The organism is Prevotella sp. P4-119, assembly GCF_002251345.1.
In the GTDB taxonomy this organism is placed as follows: Bacteria; Bacteroidota; Bacteroidia; order Bacteroidales; family Bacteroidaceae; genus Prevotella.
This window is the reverse complement of record NZ_NPJB01000019.1, coordinates 18,676-39,678: the sequence shown is the minus strand read 5'-3', so window position 1 is coordinate 39,678 and position 21,003 is coordinate 18,676. Positions and strand designations below refer to the sequence as shown.

At 48.3% G+C, this 21,003-nt stretch carries 12 protein-coding genes; 5 read left to right on the top strand and 7 right to left on the bottom strand.

Going from position 1 to position 21,003, the window contains the following annotated elements:
• The first annotated feature begins 370 nt into the window (after positions 1-370).
• The 3 genes from CIK89_RS01740 to CIK89_RS01730 are packed head-to-tail and all read left to right on the top strand — an operon-like array spanning position 371 to position 7,446.
• A complete protein-coding gene (locus CIK89_RS01740) occupies positions 371-3,685 on the top strand; it encodes a glycosyl hydrolase family 65 protein (RefSeq protein WP_094389738.1) in 3,315 nt (1,104 codons plus the stop codon).
• Complete coding sequence (locus CIK89_RS01735; protein WP_094389710.1) at positions 3,682-5,952, top strand: alpha-L-rhamnosidase; 2,271 nt, start codon at positions 3,682-3,684, stop codon at positions 5,950-5,952. Before CIK89_RS01740 ends, CIK89_RS01735 begins: the two co-directional genes overlap by 4 nt.
• Positions 5,953-5,961: 9 nt before the next feature.
• On the top strand, positions 5,962-7,446 hold the full coding sequence (locus CIK89_RS01730; RefSeq protein ID WP_094389709.1) for a sodium:solute symporter: 1,485 nt from the start codon (positions 5,962-5,964) through the stop codon (positions 7,444-7,446).
• Between the two features lie 216 nt (positions 7,447-7,662).
• Here CIK89_RS01730 and CIK89_RS01725 read toward each other — a convergent pair whose 3' ends face one another.
• Genes CIK89_RS01725 through CIK89_RS01710 form a run of 4 tightly spaced genes read right to left on the bottom strand, consistent with a single transcriptional unit; the run spans position 7,663 to position 14,935 of the window.
• Positions 7,663-8,937, bottom strand: coding sequence for a DUF4302 domain-containing protein (locus CIK89_RS01725; RefSeq protein ID WP_094389708.1), 1,275 nt, complete (start codon positions 8,935-8,937; stop codon positions 7,663-7,665).
• 11 nt (positions 8,938-8,948) lie between these two features.
• A complete protein-coding gene (locus CIK89_RS01720) occupies positions 8,949-9,992 on the bottom strand; it encodes a putative zinc-binding metallopeptidase (protein WP_094389737.1) in 1,044 nt (347 codons plus the stop codon).
• A 29-nt stretch (positions 9,993-10,021) separates the two neighbouring features.
• Positions 10,022-11,602 (bottom strand): RagB/SusD family nutrient uptake outer membrane protein, encoded by a 1,581-nt coding sequence (locus CIK89_RS01715; protein WP_094389707.1) that lies wholly within the window; start codon positions 11,600-11,602, stop codon positions 10,022-10,024.
• Positions 11,603-11,629: 27 nt separating this feature from the next.
• Positions 11,630-14,935 carry a SusC/RagA family TonB-linked outer membrane protein gene (locus CIK89_RS01710; protein ID WP_094389706.1) on the bottom strand — a complete coding sequence of 1,102 codons (3,306 nt, stop codon included), beginning with the start codon at positions 14,933-14,935 and terminating at the stop codon, positions 11,630-11,632.
• Positions 14,936-15,650: 715 nt separating this feature from the next.
• On the opposite strand from CIK89_RS01710, the gene CIK89_RS01705 reads away from it, so the two are divergent.
• Complete coding sequence (locus tag CIK89_RS01705) at positions 15,651-15,911, top strand: hypothetical protein (protein WP_144007328.1); 261 nt, start codon at positions 15,651-15,653, stop codon at positions 15,909-15,911.
• 915 nt (positions 15,912-16,826) lie between these two features.
• Here CIK89_RS01705 and CIK89_RS01700 read toward each other — a convergent pair.
• The 3 genes from CIK89_RS01700 to rsmI are packed head-to-tail and all read right to left on the bottom strand — an operon-like array spanning position 16,827 to position 20,073.
• Positions 16,827-18,452, bottom strand: coding sequence for a C10 family peptidase (locus CIK89_RS01700; protein ID WP_094389704.1), 1,626 nt, complete (start codon positions 18,450-18,452; stop codon positions 16,827-16,829).
• A gap of 39 nt (positions 18,453-18,491) precedes the next feature.
• Positions 18,492-19,343 carry a lipoprotein gene (locus CIK89_RS01695; protein WP_094389703.1) on the bottom strand — a complete coding sequence of 284 codons (852 nt, stop codon included), beginning with the start codon at positions 19,341-19,343 and terminating at the stop codon, positions 18,492-18,494.
• Between the two features lie 55 nt (positions 19,344-19,398).
• Positions 19,399-20,073, bottom strand: a complete 675-nt coding sequence (gene rsmI / locus CIK89_RS01690; protein WP_094389702.1) for a 16S rRNA (cytidine(1402)-2'-O)-methyltransferase — start codon at positions 20,071-20,073, stop codon at positions 19,399-19,401.
• Between the two features lie 331 nt (positions 20,074-20,404).
• Between rsmI and CIK89_RS01685 the strand changes: the two genes are divergently transcribed.
• On the top strand, positions 20,405-20,989 hold the full coding sequence (locus CIK89_RS01685; RefSeq protein ID WP_094389736.1) for a thymidine kinase: 585 nt from the start codon (positions 20,405-20,407) through the stop codon (positions 20,987-20,989).
• Positions 20,990-21,003 lie beyond the last annotated feature (14 nt).

Sequence of the window (21,003 nt, the reverse complement as noted above, 5' to 3'; positions counted from 1 at the left end):
CACCAAGGATTTCCGCACCTTCACCCCTGCTCGCTTGATGATAGACCCTGGCTTCAGTTGTATTGATGCCACCCTCGTCAAACGGGGCAAGCGCGATTATGTGATGGTGCTCAAAGACAATACACGTCCTGAACGCGATATCAAGGTGGCCTATGCCAAGTCACCTTACGGTCCATGGTCGAAGGCATCCGAACCTTTCACCGGCAAACTGATGGAAGGTCCTACTACCGCTAAGGTCGATGGTGGATGGCTGATCTACTATGATCGCTATCGGTTGAAGGATTTCGGTGCACATTTCACCACCGATTTCAAAACCTTTGAAGATGTTTCCAACAAGGTCAGCGTGCCTGTTCTCCATAAGCACGGCACCATTTTCCGTGCTTCCGAAGCCATTGTGCGCAACTTGCTCAACGCTTCAGATGCCATCCACTACACCGGCAGCACCCTGAGCACCCCCTACCGCCACGATGGCGGTTTGTCGCCCGTGGTTGGTGTACACAACATCCAAGTGATGCAAGCCAACCGCGAATATCCTGCTAAAGTCAACAACGATGGTTGGACCTACAACCACCAACCCATGCTGGCATATTGGAACAATCGGTTCCATCTCAACTTCCTTTGCGATCCGAGCGACGAACACATACCACCTTCACGCACCATGTATCAGACGTCTGCCGATGGTTATACATGGAGCGAACCTGAGATTCTCTTTCCTGAAATACAGGTTCCCGAAGGATTCCAGAAACCAGGACGCTCTGAACGTGCCCACAATCTGGTAGCCATCATGCATCAACGTGTAGGTTGGTATGTCAGCAAAGACCGTCGCCTCTATGCCTTAGGCAACTACGGTGTGGCTTTCGACCGCAAAGACGATCCTAACGATGGCAACGGCATCGGCCGTGTCATTCGCGAAGTCAAAGCCGATGGTTCGTTGGGCCCCATCTGTTTCATCTATCTCAACCATGGTTGCAAACCATTGGCAAACAAGAAAGGTGCCCTGCCGTTTCCTTATTACACCCAAGCCGACAAAAACTTACGTAAGGTGTGCCGAGAGATTCTCGACAATCCACGATACCGCATGCAATGGGTGGAAGAGGCTGACCGCAACGATCCGCTCATCCCACTCAACAAAGGTTACAAGGCATACTGCGACTACACTTTGCCCGACGGACGCTTAGCGGCTTTATGGAAACATGCGCTGACCAGTATCAGCGACGATGGCGGTCTGACGTGGTCACAGCCTGTGGCACGTGCTCGCGGTTTTGTCAACAGCAATGCTAAGATATGGGGACAACGCCTTTCCGACGGGTCCTATGCCACCATCTACAACCCATCGGAATACCGTTGGCCGTTGGGCATTTCCCTCTCCAACGACGGACTGGAATATACTACGCTCAATCTCGTGGTAGGCGAAGTGCCGCCCATGCGCTACGGTGGCAACTATAAGAGCTATGGTCCACAGTATGTCAGAGGAATTCTCGAAGGCAACGGAGTGCCCAAAGATGGTGACCTCTGGCTGACCTACTCTATGAATAAGGAGGATATCTGGGTGAGCCACATCCCCGTGCCTGTACAGACCAAAGCATCAGCGCACGCCCACGATGGGGAATTCAACGTGGGACAACTCGCCCAACTCCGCCAGTGGAACATCTATTCGCCTAAACGTGCCGAGGTTTCGTTGGTCAACGGATGGCTCACCATGGCAGACTGCAATCCCTTCGACTATGCCTGCATAGAACGTAAGATTCCTGCATCGAAGAGTCTGCGTGTGGCTTTCGACATCGAGGCACTGCAAAACGACCATGGTCTCCTACAGATAGAATTTCTCGACGAACAGGGTACCGCCTGCTCGCGTATCGAACTGACACCACAAGGAGAGATGCGCTGTAAAGGTGGTGCACGCTACGGCAATTTGGGAAAATACGAAGCTGGTAAGACCTATCATATCGAAGCCGTACTCTCTACCGACAACCGGATGATACAGGTTTATGTCAACGGCAAGAAGGCAGGACAGCGCATGTTCTTTTCACCCGTAGCACATATCGAGCGTATTCTCTTCCGCACCGGTGCACGCCGCACCTTCCCTGATATCGACACCGATGCCGACTGGTATGGCACACTCGATCATGCAGGCGACGATGAACCGCTTGCCACCTATCGCATCAGCCATTTCCAGACTTCATCCGACGATGCTGATGCCCATGCCGTGGCATTACGCTATGCCGACTACAAGCACTATGTGGATGATTTCAACAGCATGGAGGATGAAAATATCATTCAGGCAATACCCAACAGCAAGGCATGGCAGTGGATGACCGATAACGTACCGCTGTTCGACTGCCCGCAGAAACAATTCGAAGAGATGTGGTATTACCGTTGGTGGACACTCCGCAAGCACATCCGACTGACTCCCGTGGGCTATGCCATGACCGAGTTTCTTGTGCCTCGATCCTATGCCGATCAGTACAATCTGATTGCCTCTGGCGTAGGTCATCATATCATGGAGAGTCGTTGGTTGCGCCAAACCGACTACCTCGACCAGATCATGAACACCTGGTACAAAGGCAACAATGGCGAACCGATGAAGAAGATTGCCAACTATTCCTCGTGGATGCCACATGCCCTATGGCAACGCTATGCCGTAGATGGACGCAAAGACTGGATATGCAACATGTTGCCGTCACTCGAATGGGAATACAACCATTGGGAATCTACCCACACCCGAAAGGTCAAAGGACAGCAACTCTACTGGCAGGCTGACGTGCAGGATGCCATGGAAGAGACCATCAGCGGCGGACGTAGGAAGAAATATCTGCGTCCCAGCATCAATGCCTATATGTTTGGCAATGCCCAAGCTATCGGCAATATTGCAGCACTCAGCGGTGACCCAGCCAAAGCCGAGCGCTATTATGCCAAAGCCGATTCACTACAAGAGGCTGCACACACCCTGCTGTGGAACACCGACCAACAGTTTTTTGAAACCCACCGCGTCGATTCTTCGGCATGTGTTCGGGAGGCTATCGGCTTCCTGCCTTGGTACACACACATGGCGAAAGATGACAATCGCTATGGTGTGGCATGGCTGCAGGCTGCTGACACCAAGGGATTCTCTGCTCCCTACGGACTGACTACTGCCGAGCGCCGCCATCCTTTGTTCCGTACTCACGGTGTGGGCAAATGTGAATGGGACGGTGCCGTGTGGCCCTTTGCCACCAGTCAGACGCTTACTGCCATGGCAAACTATATCAACGACTATACCGACCCTGTAGTGGGCGACTCGCTCTACTTCCGTGAAATGGAGAAATATGTAGAAAGTCAACACATGCGCGGACGCCCTTACATCGGCGAATATCTCGACGAGACTACGGGTTACTGGCTTAAAGGCGATCAAGAGCGCAGCCGCTATTACAACCATTCCACCTTCTGCGACTTGGTCATCACGGGAATCTGCGGTCTGCGTCCACGCACCGACGGAACATTAGAGGTGCGCCCCTTGTTGCCTGAAGGAAAATGGAACTACTTCTGTCTCGACAACGTAGCCTATCACGGTCGCTGGATCACCATCGTTTGGGACCACGACGGATCTCGCTACCACTTAGGCAAAGGACTGCGCGTCTATATCGACGGACAGTTGGCAGGACAACGTGACACCATCGGCAAACTCACCATCAACAACGCATTATGACTAAGCGCGGCATACTCTTCCTACTGTTCGCCATCACCCTCCGAGTGGCTGCCCAGTCGCCAACTTGCTTCGGCGAGGCACAATGGATTGGTGCCATCACCCGACAGCAGGCAAACATTCCAGAAGGCAGACACTACACGGGAGGCATATTGAAACAAACTCGCGCACTATGGAACGCTGCCGACACGTTGTCGCGCCGTAGCATCTATATCGCACGCAACTTCCAGCTCAAGAAACGGGTTGCCCATGCCACCGTGCAGATTGCCGGACTGGGATGCTACAAGTTGTCCATAAACCGCCGCACAGTAGGCGATGCTGAGTTTTCACCAGCATGGAGCGACTACGACAAGACGGTGTTCTACAATACCTATGAAGTGGATACCTGTCTGCAACGTGGCATGAATACCGTTCACGTGCTATTGGGCAACGGATTCTACAACGAGCAGGGCGGACGCTATCACAAACTAAAGGTTTCGTTTGGACCACCCACACTACTGCTGGCACTACACATCACCTATCACGATGGCAGTAAAGAGACGATTGTCAGCGATGCCGCATGGCAGTGGAGTCTATCGCCCATCACCTTCAACAGTCTGTATGGTGGCGAAGACTACGATGCACGCATCTCCTCCACCGCATGGCATCCTGTTGTGGTGCAACAGGCACCCAAAGGAATCCTGCGTCCTCAGTTGGCATATCCTGTCAAAGTGATGGAACACTATGAAGTGGCGCAAACTTTGCGTCGCGACTCTATATTGGTGTTCGATATGGGACAGAACCTTGCGGGATTTCCTGAGATTACCGTCAAGGGAAAGCGTGGTCAACACATCAAGATTACACCGGCAGAAACACTCACCGACGACCTGCGCTGCAATCAGAAGCAAACCGGTCGCCCACATTATTATACTTACACGCTTAGTGGAAAGGGCACAGAGACATGGCATCCCGTCTTCTCCTATTATGGATTCCGATACCTCCAAGTGGAGGGCGACATCGAGACTTTACGCCATATCCGATCTTGCTTTGTCTATAATGCAGCACCACGCACCAGCAGTTTTGAGTGTAGCAACCCACGCATCAATGCCACCCACCGCATCATCGACCGTGCCATACGCAGCAACTGGCAGGCGGTATGGACCGATTGCCCGCACCGTGAGAAACTGGGATGGCTCGAACAAGACTGGCTCAACGGCGAGGCATTGCTCTACAACTACGACTGCAGAACGATGATACAACAGACCATGCAGAACATGGCAGATGCCCAACACCCCAATGGGGCTATGCCTGAGACAGCTCCAGAATATACCGTGTTTACCGGCGACTGGGCAAAACCCTTCCTCGAATCGCCAGAATGGGGCGGGGCACTTATCGCGCTGCCGTTTCTCTATCAGCAATACTATGGTGACGATAGTCTCATCCGACAGTACTACAAGCCGATGAAGCGCTATGTCGATTATCTGGCATCGCAAGACTCGTGTTACATACTGCGCATGGGACTTGGCGATTGGTATGACTATGGTCCCTGGCGTGCTGGTTTTGCGCGCAACACTCCCATGCCTTTGGTATCTACCGCACATTATTACTGGTGGAACCATCTGATGGAAGAAGCACGTGCCGATAGCATCCGAGAGGCTTTCAACCGCGAATTCTACAATCCGCAAACCCATCGTTATGCCTCTGGCAGCCAGTGTGCCCAAGCCATCGCACTCTGTATGAATCTCGTTCCCGATGGCGACCGTCAGGCGGTGTTAGACCAACTCGTGGCTGATATCCATCAGCATGGTGACCGATTGACCACGGGCGATATAGGCAACCGCTATCTCTTCAAAGCACTCATCGACGGTGGACAACGGGAGTTGCTCTACCGCATGCTCAACCACGACGAGGTACCAGGCTATGGCTATCAGATCAAGCAAGGCATGACAACACTCACCGAACAGTGGAATCCGAAGCATGGTGCATCGATGAACCACTTCATGATGGCTCATATTGAAAATTTCCTCATACCCGACCTGCTGGGCATACAGCGACGGGGCAACGACCTGCTGATAGCGCCTCACCCCGTGGGCGACATCCACTGGTGTAAAGGTTCTACGGCATCGGCACACGGCACCGTAAGCGTAGATTGGCGAATTGAGGGACACACTTTCTATATCGACATCATGATTCCGCAGGGTGACCATGCCACGCTGCAACTGCCCTACGGAGGTAGCGAACAGTTGGAAGGCGGCAGTCACCATCGTTCACAACAGATTCTACAACACTAACTATACCCTATGCATATTATCGACTTCATCGTATTTCTGCTATTCACCATCGGCATCGTAGTCTTCGGCTGTACCTTTTTCCGTCGAGGAAGTTCTGCCGATGAATTTACTTCTGCAGGCAAATCGCTGCCCGGATGGGTAGTGGGCATGTCTATCTTTGCTACCTATGTATCGAGCATCAGCTATATCGGCTATCCCGGTAAAGCCTATGCCAGCAACTGGAACGCTTTCGTTTTCTCGTTATCCATACCGATAGCCAGTTGGATTGCAGCTCGCTATTTCGTACCTTTCTACCGCAAGAGCGGTTCGGTATCTGCCTACAGTTTCCTTGAAGAGAAGTTTGGTCCATGGGCTCGCCTCTATGCTTCGGCATGCTATCTGTTCACACAAATAGCCCGTATGGGCAGCATCCTCTATCTGTTGGCAGTACCCATGTATATTCTGATGGGGTGGAATCTCCATGTGGTCATCATCGCCACCACCGTTGCCATCGTCATCTATTCGATGCTGGGCGGTTTGCGTGCGGTGATATGGGCAGATGCCATACAGGGCTTCATTCTCATCGGTGGTGCACTATTGTGTTTGCTGATACTGATATTCTCGTTGCCTGAGGGTCCTATGCAGATTATCGACATAGCCACCCATTCTCCCGAAGGCAACAAACTGTCGTTGGGATCGTTCGGTGCGAGTCTCACCGAGAGCACCTTCTGGGAATGTCTCATCTATGGCATCTTCACCAATCTGCAGAATTATGGCATCGATCAAAACTACGTGCAGCGTTATCATGCTGCCAAGAGCGACAGCGATGCACGCTTCTCTGCCCTATTCGGTGGCTATCTCTTCATACCGGTCTCTGCACTATTTTTCATGATCGGCACATCGCTCTATGCTTTCTACGAGTCGGGCACAGGTTATCTGCCCGACGATATTGCTGCCAAACCCGACTATGTATTCCCTTATTTCATAGTGGATAGTTTGCCCTTGGGACTGCGCGGGCTGCTCATTGCCAGTATCTTTGCTGCGGGCATGAGCACCGTATCGACCAGTGTCACGTCGGCAGCCACCATCATTCTGACCGACTATTTCCGTCCCTTATTGCCCCATTGGCGCCGTCGCAAGGGCAACACCAGCACTGCGTCGGGTCCCGAACTCGTTGTATTGCGCATCGCTTCAGTTGTCGTGGGCGTCTTGGGTGCCCTGGTAGCGCTTGCCATGTTGCAGGTAGAGAGTATCATCGATGCTTGGTGGACGCTGAGTAGCATTTTCTCTGGTGGCATGTTAGGATTGTTTTTCTTGGCTTGCACGCAACACATCGGTCGTCGTGCCGCCTTCATCGGTTGTCTTTCTGGCATCCTCGTCATCGGTTGGATATCGTTGGCTGGACCACTCAATCTGCCTGGACCACATCTCCATCCCTATCTCTCTATCGTGCTCGGCACGTGTGTCATCTTCATTGTTGGCTTCGTCATCACCCTGTTGTGCAGCAAATCGTGAAGTACCACACTTCGCTCATATCATGATTTATCGGCAAATCGTTTCTGCCATCATGTTGAGTTCCAGACATTGTTCGCGTGTCATCTTTCAGCGTTTGAGTATCATGTTTGATAGTGCGAGACAATGGTAATGATAATCTGGCATATAGGCAAAAAAAGGGTGACCCCATATAGGAGTCACACCTTTATTCATTTATAGACTTAAAGAGAATTTCTCTTATTCGCCTGCATCGTACAAATCCAGACCGGGGAATACATCCATCCATTCACCTGGAGCATTAGCATCGGTGCGAGTCAAGCGGATGTATGATGGGTTCTTAGGATTGTCGGTGCTCAATTCGAATGTTCCACGGAGGATACCATTGGTGATGTTATTATAACCTTTTTTATAATAGTACTTACCATTTTGGTCGTAACCCTTCATAGCCAATGAGAGGTGAGTGCCATCAATCGGAGTTACTGTTGGAAGAAGCGTTCCTATATAGTTACCACTGCGGAAGAATACACCCCATCCAAGATTAGCGGCATTAGGATTCACACCGAATGCGATGAATATAACGTCCTCACCTTCTGCAGCACTGGCTTCCTCAGCTTTTGCAAAGGAAACAGCAGCTTTTTGGCTCATCTTGCCCTTCTTGAACGACCAGAATGTGTTAGGATCAGTGAGCTGCTCTACAAGAGTAGGCAATACATAGTTCACGGTCCATCCCTTGCCGTCAGTCTTCCAAGTTTCGTCAGCAGCAGGAGTCAGCATGTTGATAGAATCAGTACCAATCACAAGAGGCTTCTTGAATTTCAAGCCCTGATCGGTAACGATATATGGGATAAGCACATCTTTATCGGTTTCAGCATCGTGATAGGTGAAGGTACGATCGCTTTTGACGATGGTCAGCGGAGCCTCGCCGCCAAACTCGATGGCATAGGTCTTGTAGCTCAACAGCTTTTCCATGTCTTCTACAGCCTTGAAGTAGTTGTCCCAGTTAAGGTCTTCTGCCACACGGGTCATCACAATCTTCTGACCGTGCTTCTTACCCTGAAGTTCAAAGCGGTCTGCCTCTGCCTTGATGACACGGAACTCAAAGTCGCCTTCAAATCCCTTACCCTTGTCACCTACCTGCAATATGTTGGCAGGATCAGAGAAGATGTGGAAGATTTCATTATACTCGTCGAATGAGAGCAGTACACCCTGACTCTGCTCAAGTTTGAAGTGAGAGGTAGCACGAGTGCCCTCTTCAAAGAACTCGTTGGCAGCTGTTACGGTGTTGTCAGCATTGAACTTGACGAACATATTGTAACCACCATACTTGCTGGCGCCATAATACTCCATCAGCCAACCATTAGGTGCATCAACCAGCAGTTTCATGTCGGCATTGATAGCCTCCTGGATTCTGTCGGCAGACGACTTATCGAATACGTCATCCACTTCGTTGGAACATGCCACGAACGACAGACCAGCGAGAAGGACGAACAGAATGTTATAGATCTTTTTCATAGTCGGATTGCTTAATTAAGAGTTGTTAAATCCATATTCATAACCTCTGCCGAACGGCGGAGCACGATAGCGCGGAGCTTCTCAAGGTCGATACCCCAAGAGTCTTGCAGATAGCTGCGCACGATTTCAAGTTTGGCATTGATGATATCAGCACCTTGCGTTGAAGTGATCTTGGCACCTGTAATACTTGCAAAACCTGCACCTGCCAACTGAGCTTTAGTAGGCAGGCCCCAGAATGCAACTTGGATAGTCTCACCCTTGGCATTGAGACCTGTTACAGTATATTCAATACCTTTGTCAAGACGTGCTTTCCAAGATTCATCGCTTGAAGTGACGTAGTTGGCATAAACCTCAGCAAAGTCCTCATTGTATTCACCACTGGCATAACCGGTAACGAATCCTTCTTTAACAGCATCTTCGTCATCCACGTTGATCCAGTCGGTAGAGTGATACTTACCGGCAGAGATGGTCTGGAAGTCGGTGCTGTAGTACTTCTTCTGTGTCAAGATGTGACAGAACTCATGGTGCATGGTGTGGAAGTACCAGTAGTTGAGGTCCAGAGGCAGTTTGGCATGCGCACGGAACGGCTCGTCCTGATTCACATAGATGTTGTTGAGGTCAAGCTCATTGAGACGGAAGAGAGTTACCTGAACACCACCTTCAGCAGTACCGAGCACGATTTCACCCTTACCGTTGTATTCTGGTGAACCGATAAACTGGAACACACGGAAAGCATTAGCCTTCAAGAAGTCTGCACCGCAAGCCTCTACATAAGCGTCGAGCCATACGTGTTTGATCATCTTGGCCATAGCCTTCGAGTTGGTGATGGTGGCAGGCACTACGTTGTAGTAGTTGTCTGTCAGCTTGTCGTTATACAGATAGTAGAGTTTGATATTGTATGGCTCCACGAAGTTGGTGTTGAGCCACTTGTCGAACTCGGTCTCGTTCTTCGTTTCGGTCTTGAAGATCGATTCGCTATTGGGATCGTCGTTGTCACACGACACGAATGCAACACTCATGAGCAGTGCAACGAGCGACATTGTAATATGTTTCATCATATCTTTATTCCTTTCGTTCGTTATAATTAATTCTGGGTTGCTGTCTCTCTGGGGTTAGGCTCAAGTCCAGCTTCTATGACGTCGTAAGGCAACTGGATAGCACCGCGAAGGTCACCTGCCTTGAAGACGAGATTGTCTTCGCCGTCAAGATGGTGGGTGAACTCAATACCCCAACGCTTGATGTCAAGCCAACGCTGACCCTGATACATGGTGGTGATACGACGCATCTGGAGCACTGTATAGATCATATTGGTCTGTGTGCCTTCCTCAACGGTGAAGCCCTGTGGGTTGAGCGGCTTCTTGATGCTCTCTTCGCTCACTGCACGTGAGGGAACCTCGGTCATGCGGATGGCATTGAGCGCTGTATTAACATTATCAACTGTGAGCGTCAAGAACTTGGGTGAAGTCACATCGCTGTGAGCGGTGAGCCATGTATTCATGTCGGCAAGAGCCTTGTCATAGTCTTTCTTCATGATGTAAGCCTCTGCACGTGTCAAGATAGTCTCGTCACCGGTGAAGACGGGGTCAACCACGTGGGCATAACCAGTCTGGTTGATCTTATCTTTGATTTCGAAGTCCTCGATCAAGCTGGGTATATACACTGCTTGGTTACTACCATACATGAGACGAGCTTCCTGAAGGGCATTCTTGGTTGCATCACTGGCTGATTCAGACCAAGGAGTTTTAGCCCACATAGTCTGTGATGTGATCACATCCCTGTTGTGGTTGAAACGCTTGTAACTTGACGAACCACGGTTGACACGTCCGTTGATAGAAACGGCATCGACAAACATGAGGTTGCAGTTCTCACCAGAACGGATCCATTTGTTGTGGATGTCATCAACACCAGCCAAAGGAGCATAGCTGTCCATGTCACGCATCAGCCCACTTGGGTTTCCGCCCAATGCCTTGGTAGCGTATTCGATAGCTTTGTCCCAGTTTTGGTAGAACAGGTTGAAGCGGGCAGCAAAGGCGTAAGCAGCCTTCTGGTTGAAGTGATACTTAGGTACGGTGAGATAACCATCGTTGAGCAGAGGAAGAGCCTCTTCGATATCAGCATTGATATTCTCATAGGTCTGACGTAGCGTTCCGCGCTCGTTGACAGATTCACCAGCTACTTTAGGATAAGGAATACCGAGGTATTCGTCAGCCTTAGAATCGTTCCATGCCATACAGAACATATTGGCATTCTGGAACATGGCAAAGGCACGGCAGAGCAGTGCCTCGGCACGCAGTGCCTGAGCATCAGCAGATTCATCGCCTGCCAACGCCTCAAGTGCCATGTTGGCTACAGCCGCAGCCTCGTAGTTAGCATTCCAAACCTGCTTCGGGTCGTCGTTATTCTCAGTCTCAATGGGCTGCCATTTGTAGGCATTCATCTGGTTGGGCTGTGCGTTATAAAGTACACCATTGTCGCTCACGTTGTCGCCACTTATAAAGAAGACAAAGTTGGGCGAATGGTTGGGATAGGCCGATACGAGGAACTTCTTTGCCTTGTCGAGGCTGTTAACCTCGGCGCGATCATCGGGGAGCTTGTCGAGATAGCTGTCACACGAAGCAAGTGCGAGCATTCCTGCGGCCAGTGATAATATGCTAAGTTTTTTCATCTTATTGTTCCTTTCTATTAAGTTTGATTAAAGTCCAACTCTTACGGTGCAGGTGAACTGACGGGCCATAGGAACAGCCACACCACCGGTGTTGAAGAATTCAGGATCCTGTCCGTTGAGTTTCTTGTCTGAGTAGATCAGGAAGAGGTTGGTACCCTGCAGCTTGATGCTGGCACTCTTCAGTTTGAGAGCGTTGAGCCAAGTCTGTGGGAAGTCGTATGACACTGAAATCTCCTTCATGCGGATGAAGTCACCCTTAGCAACGCGGTCGGTAGAACGGTTGTAAGCGTTGAAAGCATAAGAGAGCTGAGTGTCTGCCTGCAGCTGACGGAGGTCAGGAATAGCAGGGATAGTGGTTTTGTTCTCGTCACCAGAAACGGTCCAACGGTTCTTGAACTCCTTCGGCATAGCGTCGAGGTCAGAATAGCTGGCATAGAAAGCAGGGTCAAGGCGTACCACATTGCCGAAAGCATAGGTAGCGAAGATGTTCAGGTGCCAGTTCTTATAAGTGAACGAGTTGCCGAGTGAACCGGTAATGGTAGGATCGGTAGGTCCTTCGTAAACGAGGTAGTCGATATCACGGCTCTGGAAGTAGATGTCGCTGGTTACCACCTCACCACTTTCATTAACTACCTGAGGAATACCATTGGCATTAAGTCCCTTGAAGTCGAATGAGAAGAGTGAACGGTAAGCATATCCCTTCTTAGCGAAACCGGTACCGGTTACCATGTCGATCAAACGTGAACGGTTGTCGAGTTCGGTAATCTTAGTCTTCACGTGAGAGAAGATGAAGTCGGTGTTCCACTTGAAGTCCTTGCTGACAATGTTCTTAGAAGAGATAGAAAGTTCCTCACCATGTGAACGCATAGAAGCGACGTTGGCAAACTCGTTGATAGTACCCTTGGTACCGTTGGTGGTACGCATACCGATCAAGTCGTAGTTGTTACGACGATACCAGTCGAACTGTACGTTGAGTCGGTTGTTCAAGAAGCCGAGGTCAACACCAATGTTGAGCTCATGTTTCTTTTCATAGGTCAGATCGGGGTTTGCGAAGTCGTAAATGTTAAGTCCAGACTCCTTATCGCTTGCGAATGGACGCCAGGGGTTGAACGACTGAATGATAGCCTGTGAGTTGGTCACAGCAGGTTTGTCACCAGTCAGTGAGTAAGAAGCCTTCAGGGTAGCGTGTGTCAACGCAGTCTTGAAAGTCTTCTGGAACCAAGGCTCTTCGTGAGCATTCCATGCACCAGAGACGTTCCATGTAGGCAACCAACGTGCTGAACGAGATTTACCCAGACGGTTAGAACCTTCGTAACGGGTAGTTCCGTTGATAACGTAGCGGCCCTTCCAAGAATAGGTAGCGGTGGCGAAGAATGAAACTTCACGACCATAGCTGTTGCTCAAGCTGTAGTACATAGCGTTCTGCTCTGCTGACTGCTTGAAGAAGAGGTAGTCGTATGATCCGAGGTAACCCATGTCATACTGCATACCTACACCGTTGAAGTAGCTGCGGCTACGCTGTGTATCGTTGATTTCCATACCACCATAGAGGTTCACGATATGGTCTTCGTTGAATACATCGTTATACTGTGCAGTAGCACGGAAGTCCCAGCTGGTCATCTTATACTTGGTCTCACGATAGAAGCCACCTACAGGAAGCACTGATACAGGCTTGGAGTTGGGTTTATCGGGATCGGTGTAGAGCCAAGGGTTGTTGTCACGGATGGTGGCATCGTCCATTGCACGGAATGACTGTGCCATATTAGAGTTCTCGTGAATCTCGTTGGCCTGAGTAGTGGTAGAGTACTTGTAGGCACCGAGTACAGTAAGCTCAACCTTCTTGATGGGCTTATACTTGAGTTCTGCCTGATATTTCAAATCCACTACGTCGAGGTTCATGAAGTTGTTTGCCAACTCATTGTGGATATTGAAAGGAGCATAGTTACGAGTATAGAACTCGTTAGGATCAAGCGCACGGCTTGAGTTGATCGCATAAGAGTAAGGGTTGATGTCGAAGTCACGGCTTACATTACCGGTCACCGCATCGACGCTCTGACTGGTAGTACCAGGAGCACGCTGGTTACGGTAGCTGGCATTGGCAATCATGTTGAGGGTGACCTTCTTGTTCACATTATACATGGCATTGATAGATGCAGTATAACGGCGAACCTTTGACTGCTCGGTCCATCCTGGGTCGTCCATGATAGAGAACGAGGTATAGTACTGAGCCTTGTCGGTACCTGTTGACATGCTGATAGAGTGGTTCTGCTGGATAGCATTAGAGAACAACTCGTCAAACCAGTTGGTGTTGCGCATCTCAGCCTCACGGAGGTAAGCATTCTTAGCCTCTTCAGTCTGAGACAACATGAACGAACCTGTTGCAGGATTGTAAGTGTTCATCAACTGATACATCTTACCATAGACACCGCTTGATGAAGCACGGTAGGTACGACCAAAGCTGATCAGACCATTGGCCTCCAACTCCTTGTAGATACCCATCTGCTCCTGCGAGTTCATAATGTTGAAGTTTGAATAAGAAGGCTTCAAACGCATGGTAAACTCACCGGTGTAGTTGATACGGGTCTGTCCAGACTTACCTTTCTTAGTGGTCACAACGATCACACCAGACATGGCACGTGCACCGTAGATAGAAGTTGCTGAACCGTCTTTCAGAATCTGGAACGATTCGATGTCGTCTGCGTTCAAACCAGCAATAGCAGAAGAAATCAATGTCTCTGCATCACCTGATGACAACTGGTCGGCATCAACCTCGGTCACATCTTCCATGATGACGCCATCAACAACCCAAAGGGGGCGTGATGAGCCATAGATAGACGTAGCACCACGAACACGAATCTTCGGAGCTGTACCGAAAGTACCACTTACGTTCTGCACCGATACACCAGCCGCACGTCCTTCAAGCGAGCGGGAGATATCTGCCACACCGTCCAACTTGGCCTTTTCGGCATCCACCTTAGTAGTAGAACCAGTAAAGAGTCGGCGGTCGGTCTTCTGCATACCGGTCACAACCACTTCCTGCAGTTCTGCACTGGAGCGGAGCGTCACGGTCATACCGTTCTTAGGTGTTACGGTCTGGGGTTCCATACCGATGTAACTGATAGTGATTTTCTTGCCTGATGGCACACTGATGGTAAACTTACCATCAACATCGGTCACTGTACCGGAGCGCTGGCCCTGTACGAGAACTGAAGCACCAATAATGGGCTGATCGTCCTCTTGAGAAATTACGGTACCAGTGACTTTTGTCTGGGCAAAGGCCATTCCAAGGCTGAGGAACAAGCCTGCCAAAAACATCATGAGTCTTTTTTCCATAAACACTCTCGTTAATTATTAAGTTATAATATTGATATAATTGATATTTCGTCTTGACCCGATCAACGGGAATTATGCTTTAATTATTCACTAATTATGCATATAAATTTCCACTCATTTCTTATTAAAGTTTGCACTTATTATACTTTGCTCACTATTTCCGTGCAAATATACAACATTTTTTCACAATAAACAAGGTTATTCTTAAAAAAAGTAGCATTTGCGCCTATTTTTTTTCGTTTTGACGAATTTTCGGCGAATTTATTAACGAAACTATAACTCTTCACGTGCGCACGCGTATAATATATAGGTATAAGTGTTTATTCAGAACACTAATGAATACTAACTATTCACACGATTCCACCCCATCCAACAATGCTACAAAAAAGCAAGATGTTTTACCTGCAAACCTGACTTCCGACAGATTAAAATTTGCCTGAATCCAATAATCTCCAACGTCATTTTCCTACGATACCACCAAAATAAGCCCACATCCACCTACTCTCTGAACATCGCAGACAACGGATCTTATCAGCAGGATCTGAAAATTGGTCAGGTGTTTAAAATGATCATGTAATTGATATTTTCCATACCAAATTTTGAGAGTATGTTCTCCGTGAGGAGAGCATACTTTTTTGTTATAATGTAAATATATTAGATACATCCCACGTCATCATTGTAAAGTTGTTATACTTACATTATACAAAATGGTAATATGGAGGACTCTTGCGTGGCTTTGCATGATTTTTACGGTTTGGCCTATGAGGTTGGGCTGTTGGACTTGCGGCAGGGTGTTTGGGGTGGACAGAGGATTATCTCTGTCGGTTGTCTGGAGAATAACAAAGCATTTGAAGCCCGTGAAGGGGTTTCTACATGGTTGGACCATAGAGATCCACAGGATGGACGAAATGGCTTTGTTCGCCTCGAAAATGCTCAGTGTGGACAGGAAGCAAGGGGTTCTACATCGGCAGAGTAGAAGCAAAAAGGCATATTGTCGGTTTGTGGTTGCAGAAGGGGGTTCTGCCAGCCATGATGGTGGCTTTACGTCGAGTTTTCGATAGATTCTCGTCGGTTCCTCGATCGACGTTCGTTGCTCTTTCGTTCGTTTTTCGCTTGTTCCTCGTTCGGTCCTCGATCGGTCTTCGATAGACTAACGAATAAGCAACGAGAGACGAACGAGAGACGAACGAGGACCTAACGAGAAGTTAACGAGAACCGAACGAGAAGTGATCGGGAAATCGTGGGCCTTCTGTCGTGACCTGATAGCATGGGAATTTGTTGATTTTGTAAACATAAGCAGCATTTTAGTTGTTGGGTTATTTGTTTGATTTTTGGTTTAAAGGTTTCTTTCTTGTTTTTGAAATCATCCTCGGCTTGAAACACAAAGATACAACATGACACCCCCGAAATGCAAGAGTTTTGGCAGCTTTGACTCAATATTTAATATACTTTAACTTTATTATAGATATTTTTACCCACACTCATATAGTGCTTTTATAATTTGTTCCTGACAATATAAGCCAAGGGCATATCACAACAAATAAATCAAAGATCAAATGAATGACATGGAGTGCCACGGATGGGGGTAGAAATTATTACCAGAACAAACCTGTTTTATAGTATTTGCTCCGTAGCGATTACTGAAATCCTTGGCTATTGATTCGGGCAAAGTATTGTAATCTACCGGTGTTTCATTTTCGGAATTACATGAAGAGAATACGAAAGTAATGACTACAGCCAATACGCATAATAAATGTTTTGTACTTGATAATTTTATTCTGTATTTTTTTTTATTTGTTCCATTTCATGGCATCTTTTCTCGCCAAATGGGCAGAGGACAAGTAAACTTAACTCTGTCCATTTGGCTTAACGAAAACGTGTTTCTGATGTGTTAGCGCATCACCTTTCTGGTTTTGCCATTCTGCCGAATAATGGTCAATCCGCGGTGGTTGGCAGATACGCTACGACCCTGCATATCGTAATAGTGCACGCTGGTATCGGTTGCCACCTTAGCCTGATGAATGCCTGTAGTCTGTTCGGCGAGTTCGCAAGTGCCATCAGCAGACTTGGTCAATAGGCGTTCGTAGAACTTGCCGCCCAGACCACGCACTGGTCGATAATCGGCATCCTTTACATCTTTTGCTACAAGACGCACGCGATAGGTGCCGGCTGTCAAGCCACTAAGATCATAGGTCTGACGTGCTGAGCCATTGTATCGGTCATAGGGGGCCAGATTGATATTGACATATTCGAAATATTGCTTTTCGGTGGAACCTTCTGCGGTATTCTCCAAAAGGACTCCTACTGTACCATCAAAATCCAGATGGCCTGTATTGAAGATATTGATGCTCGATACACTAAGCTGTCCTTCGGGTGTGATCAAGAGACCGCTGAGCGACGAGGTACATCCCATGTGCGACTCAAAGGGCATTCCTGTCACAGCCTCTTTCTGTGGGATGAGTCGTGTGATGATTTCCTGTCCGGAATTAAAGGCAAAGCTGTTATCAGGATTTAGTTTGTCGATGGCATAATAACCATCACAAACACCATTCCATCCCCAGTTAACATAAATCATACCGTTGGCATCAACACCAGTCAGCAGAAATGCATGTCCACCTCGGCCTGAGTCATCACTGGCTCCCATGAAAATGGGGCGTCCTTCTGCCAATTCAGTATAGACAATATTCATCCATTCGCTGTCGGAATAGAAGTCGCGAAGCACATAATGGGTGGCATCCTCATTATAACCGAAGACCGTAGCAAAAGCTGCTGCCGCATCGTCTGAATAGGCACCGCTTCCTTTTGAGGCATAATTCATATTAACGGCACGACCACAGTCATAGACCAACTGTCCTACGTTCTGCTGCTGTTTTTCTGTTACGTCAGCAGCACGGGGATCATAAGGAATATTGTCCCAGTCGTAGTCGGATTTGATGTTCTCCACCACAGTCTTTGAGGAATAGGCATTCAAGGTTTCATTATAAATCTCAGTAGTATAACCTCCAGGACCTTCTGCATGAGTGGGATAGGCATAATAGCGAAGCACTTGAGACATGGCTGTTGCCACACATCCGCAAGGCAGGTGTTCTCCCTTTACTGTTGGACAATAGTAGTTATAAGGCATATCCTGTCCCCATTTCGTTTGCAACAGATTATCAACTACCGTGAAGTCTGGTTGCTCATCGGCAGAATAATGTTGCTGTTGCAATGCCTTGTCGGTAGCTTTCAACCACCATTTCAATCCGCAAGGCAGATGTTTGGCATCGAAATTGGTTTTTGAATAACCTAACACCGCTCTGCCTTCGCTTGTTTTTCCCACGACGACAAATCCCTGCATGGCACTACGATAGATAGCATAGGTATTGGTTTCGGTGGCAAGTGTCACCATTCCATTGATACCCATCTGTTGCAACTGTCGATTGGCAATCTCTTTCATCACTTGTTGGCTTCTAACAATGGCAAAACCTTGCAACGATGTTATCATCGCCACCAACAGAAGAACTAAAGTCCGTTTCATTTAATCTTTATGTGTATGTATTGTGTTTATATCGTGTTTTTATTTCACCAATACCACGAGATACTTACTGGTGGACCAGAACAATTGTGGATTGGTGATGCGAAGCACATACTGCTTGTTGGCATCGCGGTCGAGCGTATAGCTGGCTTGCGGATGTGAGGTGAGTAGTTGTGCGCTACGCGAATAGAGGCGTATCTCCTTATCCACACGGATATCTATCTTGGTGAAATAGTCGCGATTGAAGTTTGACTGGAGTACTTTACCATCTACAATGATACGCTGTTCTTTGAGTTCTTTCTTTGTACCATAAACAAACCATGCGGTATTGAGCTGCTTGTCCTGTACAGAGATGGTTTGCGACTTCTGACTGCTTTCCTCTTTCAGCGATGACACATTGGTATTGAGGTTGGTCACCTCCTTATCGAGTTCACCGATGCGCACATCCTTGGCTTCAAGTTCTGCACGAAGCTGACGCATCTGAGCATCCTTCTCCTCCATCTGACGGGTGAGATTGTCGAGGGTGCGGCGCAGTTCATCACTTGCTACCGAACTTTGGCGAAGCTGGTTGCGCATTTTATTGATAAGTTCGCGATTGTGCTGCATGGTCTGCTGGATAATCTGAATATTTTCGCGAATGCGCTCCACAGCATTGGCACCCTCACCCTGTTGGGCAACGGTAACTCTATTCTGTGCCTGATTGATGGCACGGAAGCCCTCTTCGATATCATTGATGGTGGAAACCATGTCGTTGATCTCGTTATCCTTCTGTTGGATGATGCGATTGAGTGAATCGGTCTTTTGGGCTATCTTCACTTCTTCTGCTTTCGGACCTTTCTGTCCGCAAGCCACAAGCATCATGGCGCCAATGGCCAAAACTATCATCTTTTTCATAATTCTTGTATTTTGTCTTATTACCTATTTTATATTATACATAAGTGTTTTACTTTCATGTGGGCTTGCCTGCCAAGACTATGACAAACTCGCCACGTGGGTCGTGCTCTTGAAAATGGGCAATGACTTCTGCCAAAGTGCCACGCACACTCTCTTCGTGTACTTTGCTAATCTCACGACAAGCACTAACCTGACGATCGGGTCCCATCACCTCTGCCAACTGTTGGAGAGTTTTCAATACACGGTAGGGTGACTCATAGAATATCATCGTGCGCTCTTCATCAACCAGCGACTGTAGTTTGGTCTGGCGTCCCTTCTTCTGAGGCAGAAATCCCTCAAAGCAGAAACGATCACAAGGCAGACCGCTACTAACCAATGCCGGCACGAATGCCGTTGCACCAGGCAAGGTTTGCACCTCTATGCCAGCACGCACCGCTTCACGCACTAAGAAGAATCCGGGATCGGAAATACCTGGTGTACCCGCATCGCTGATGAGGGCTATGGTTTGTCCGGCTTTGAGCCGTTCTACTATTGATGCACTTGTGCCGTGCTCATTGAATTTATGATGCGAAAGTAAATGCTGCTGAATCTGGAAATGTTTCAGCAGGTTACCGGAAGTGCGCGTATCTTCCGCCAACACGAGGTCGGCCTCTTTCAAGATACGGACTGCCCGAAAAGTCATGTCCTCCATATTGCCAACAGGCGTGGGAACGATATACAGGATACCCATAACAGGGGACAAAGTTACGAATAAGCATGGAAAACACAAAGAAATTTATTATTTTTCTTGTTGTTACGGGATGAAAGTAACTTTTATTCACTAAAGCTTATCACCTACGACACTCCTTTTACACAGCAGAAATAGAGAGAAATTAAAAACCAATGCCCCGCTTTCGTTAAGTCAAATGAACTTAAGCAAGTTTGCTAAAACTCTGCCATGTCGAGAAAACGAAGGCAGAAGCAAATCCTAATGACCGATTTGTGAGAAAATAAAAGTTTTTTATCGAAAGTAAGAGAAGATATTGGCATAATTCAAATAAAATGCCTACATTTGTAGCATGATTACAGAAAACATGATTGGTGAAGTGCGCCGCCCAGGCAGAATAGAGGTAGTATGCGGTTCGATGTTCTCAGGAAAGACAGAAGAACTCATACGCCGTTTACGCCGTGCCCAATTTGCAAAACAGAAAGTCGAGATTTTCAAACCATCCATCGACACACGCTACAGCGATGAAGAGGTGGTGAGCCATGATCATAACACCATCTCATCAACTCCTATTGAGTCGTCTGCCAGCATTCTGTTGCTATCAAGTGACATCGATGTGGTGGGTATCGACGAGGCACAGTTCTTCGATGACGGTCTGGTGGACGTATGCAACCAGTTGGCCAACCGTGGTGTGCGCGTCATCGTGGCAGGACTCGACATGGACTTTAAAGGCATTCCTTTCGGACCAATGCCAGCACTCTGTGCCATTGCTGATGATGTAACGAAGGTACATGCCATTTGTGTAAAATGCGGTTCACTGGCGTATGTCAGCCACCGCACCGTTGACAGCGACCGTCTTGTACTCTTGGGCGAAACCATGGAGTATGAACCGCTCTGCCGCGAATGTTACAAGAAAGCACTTCAAGCCGAACAACAATAGCCTATTCACCTTTT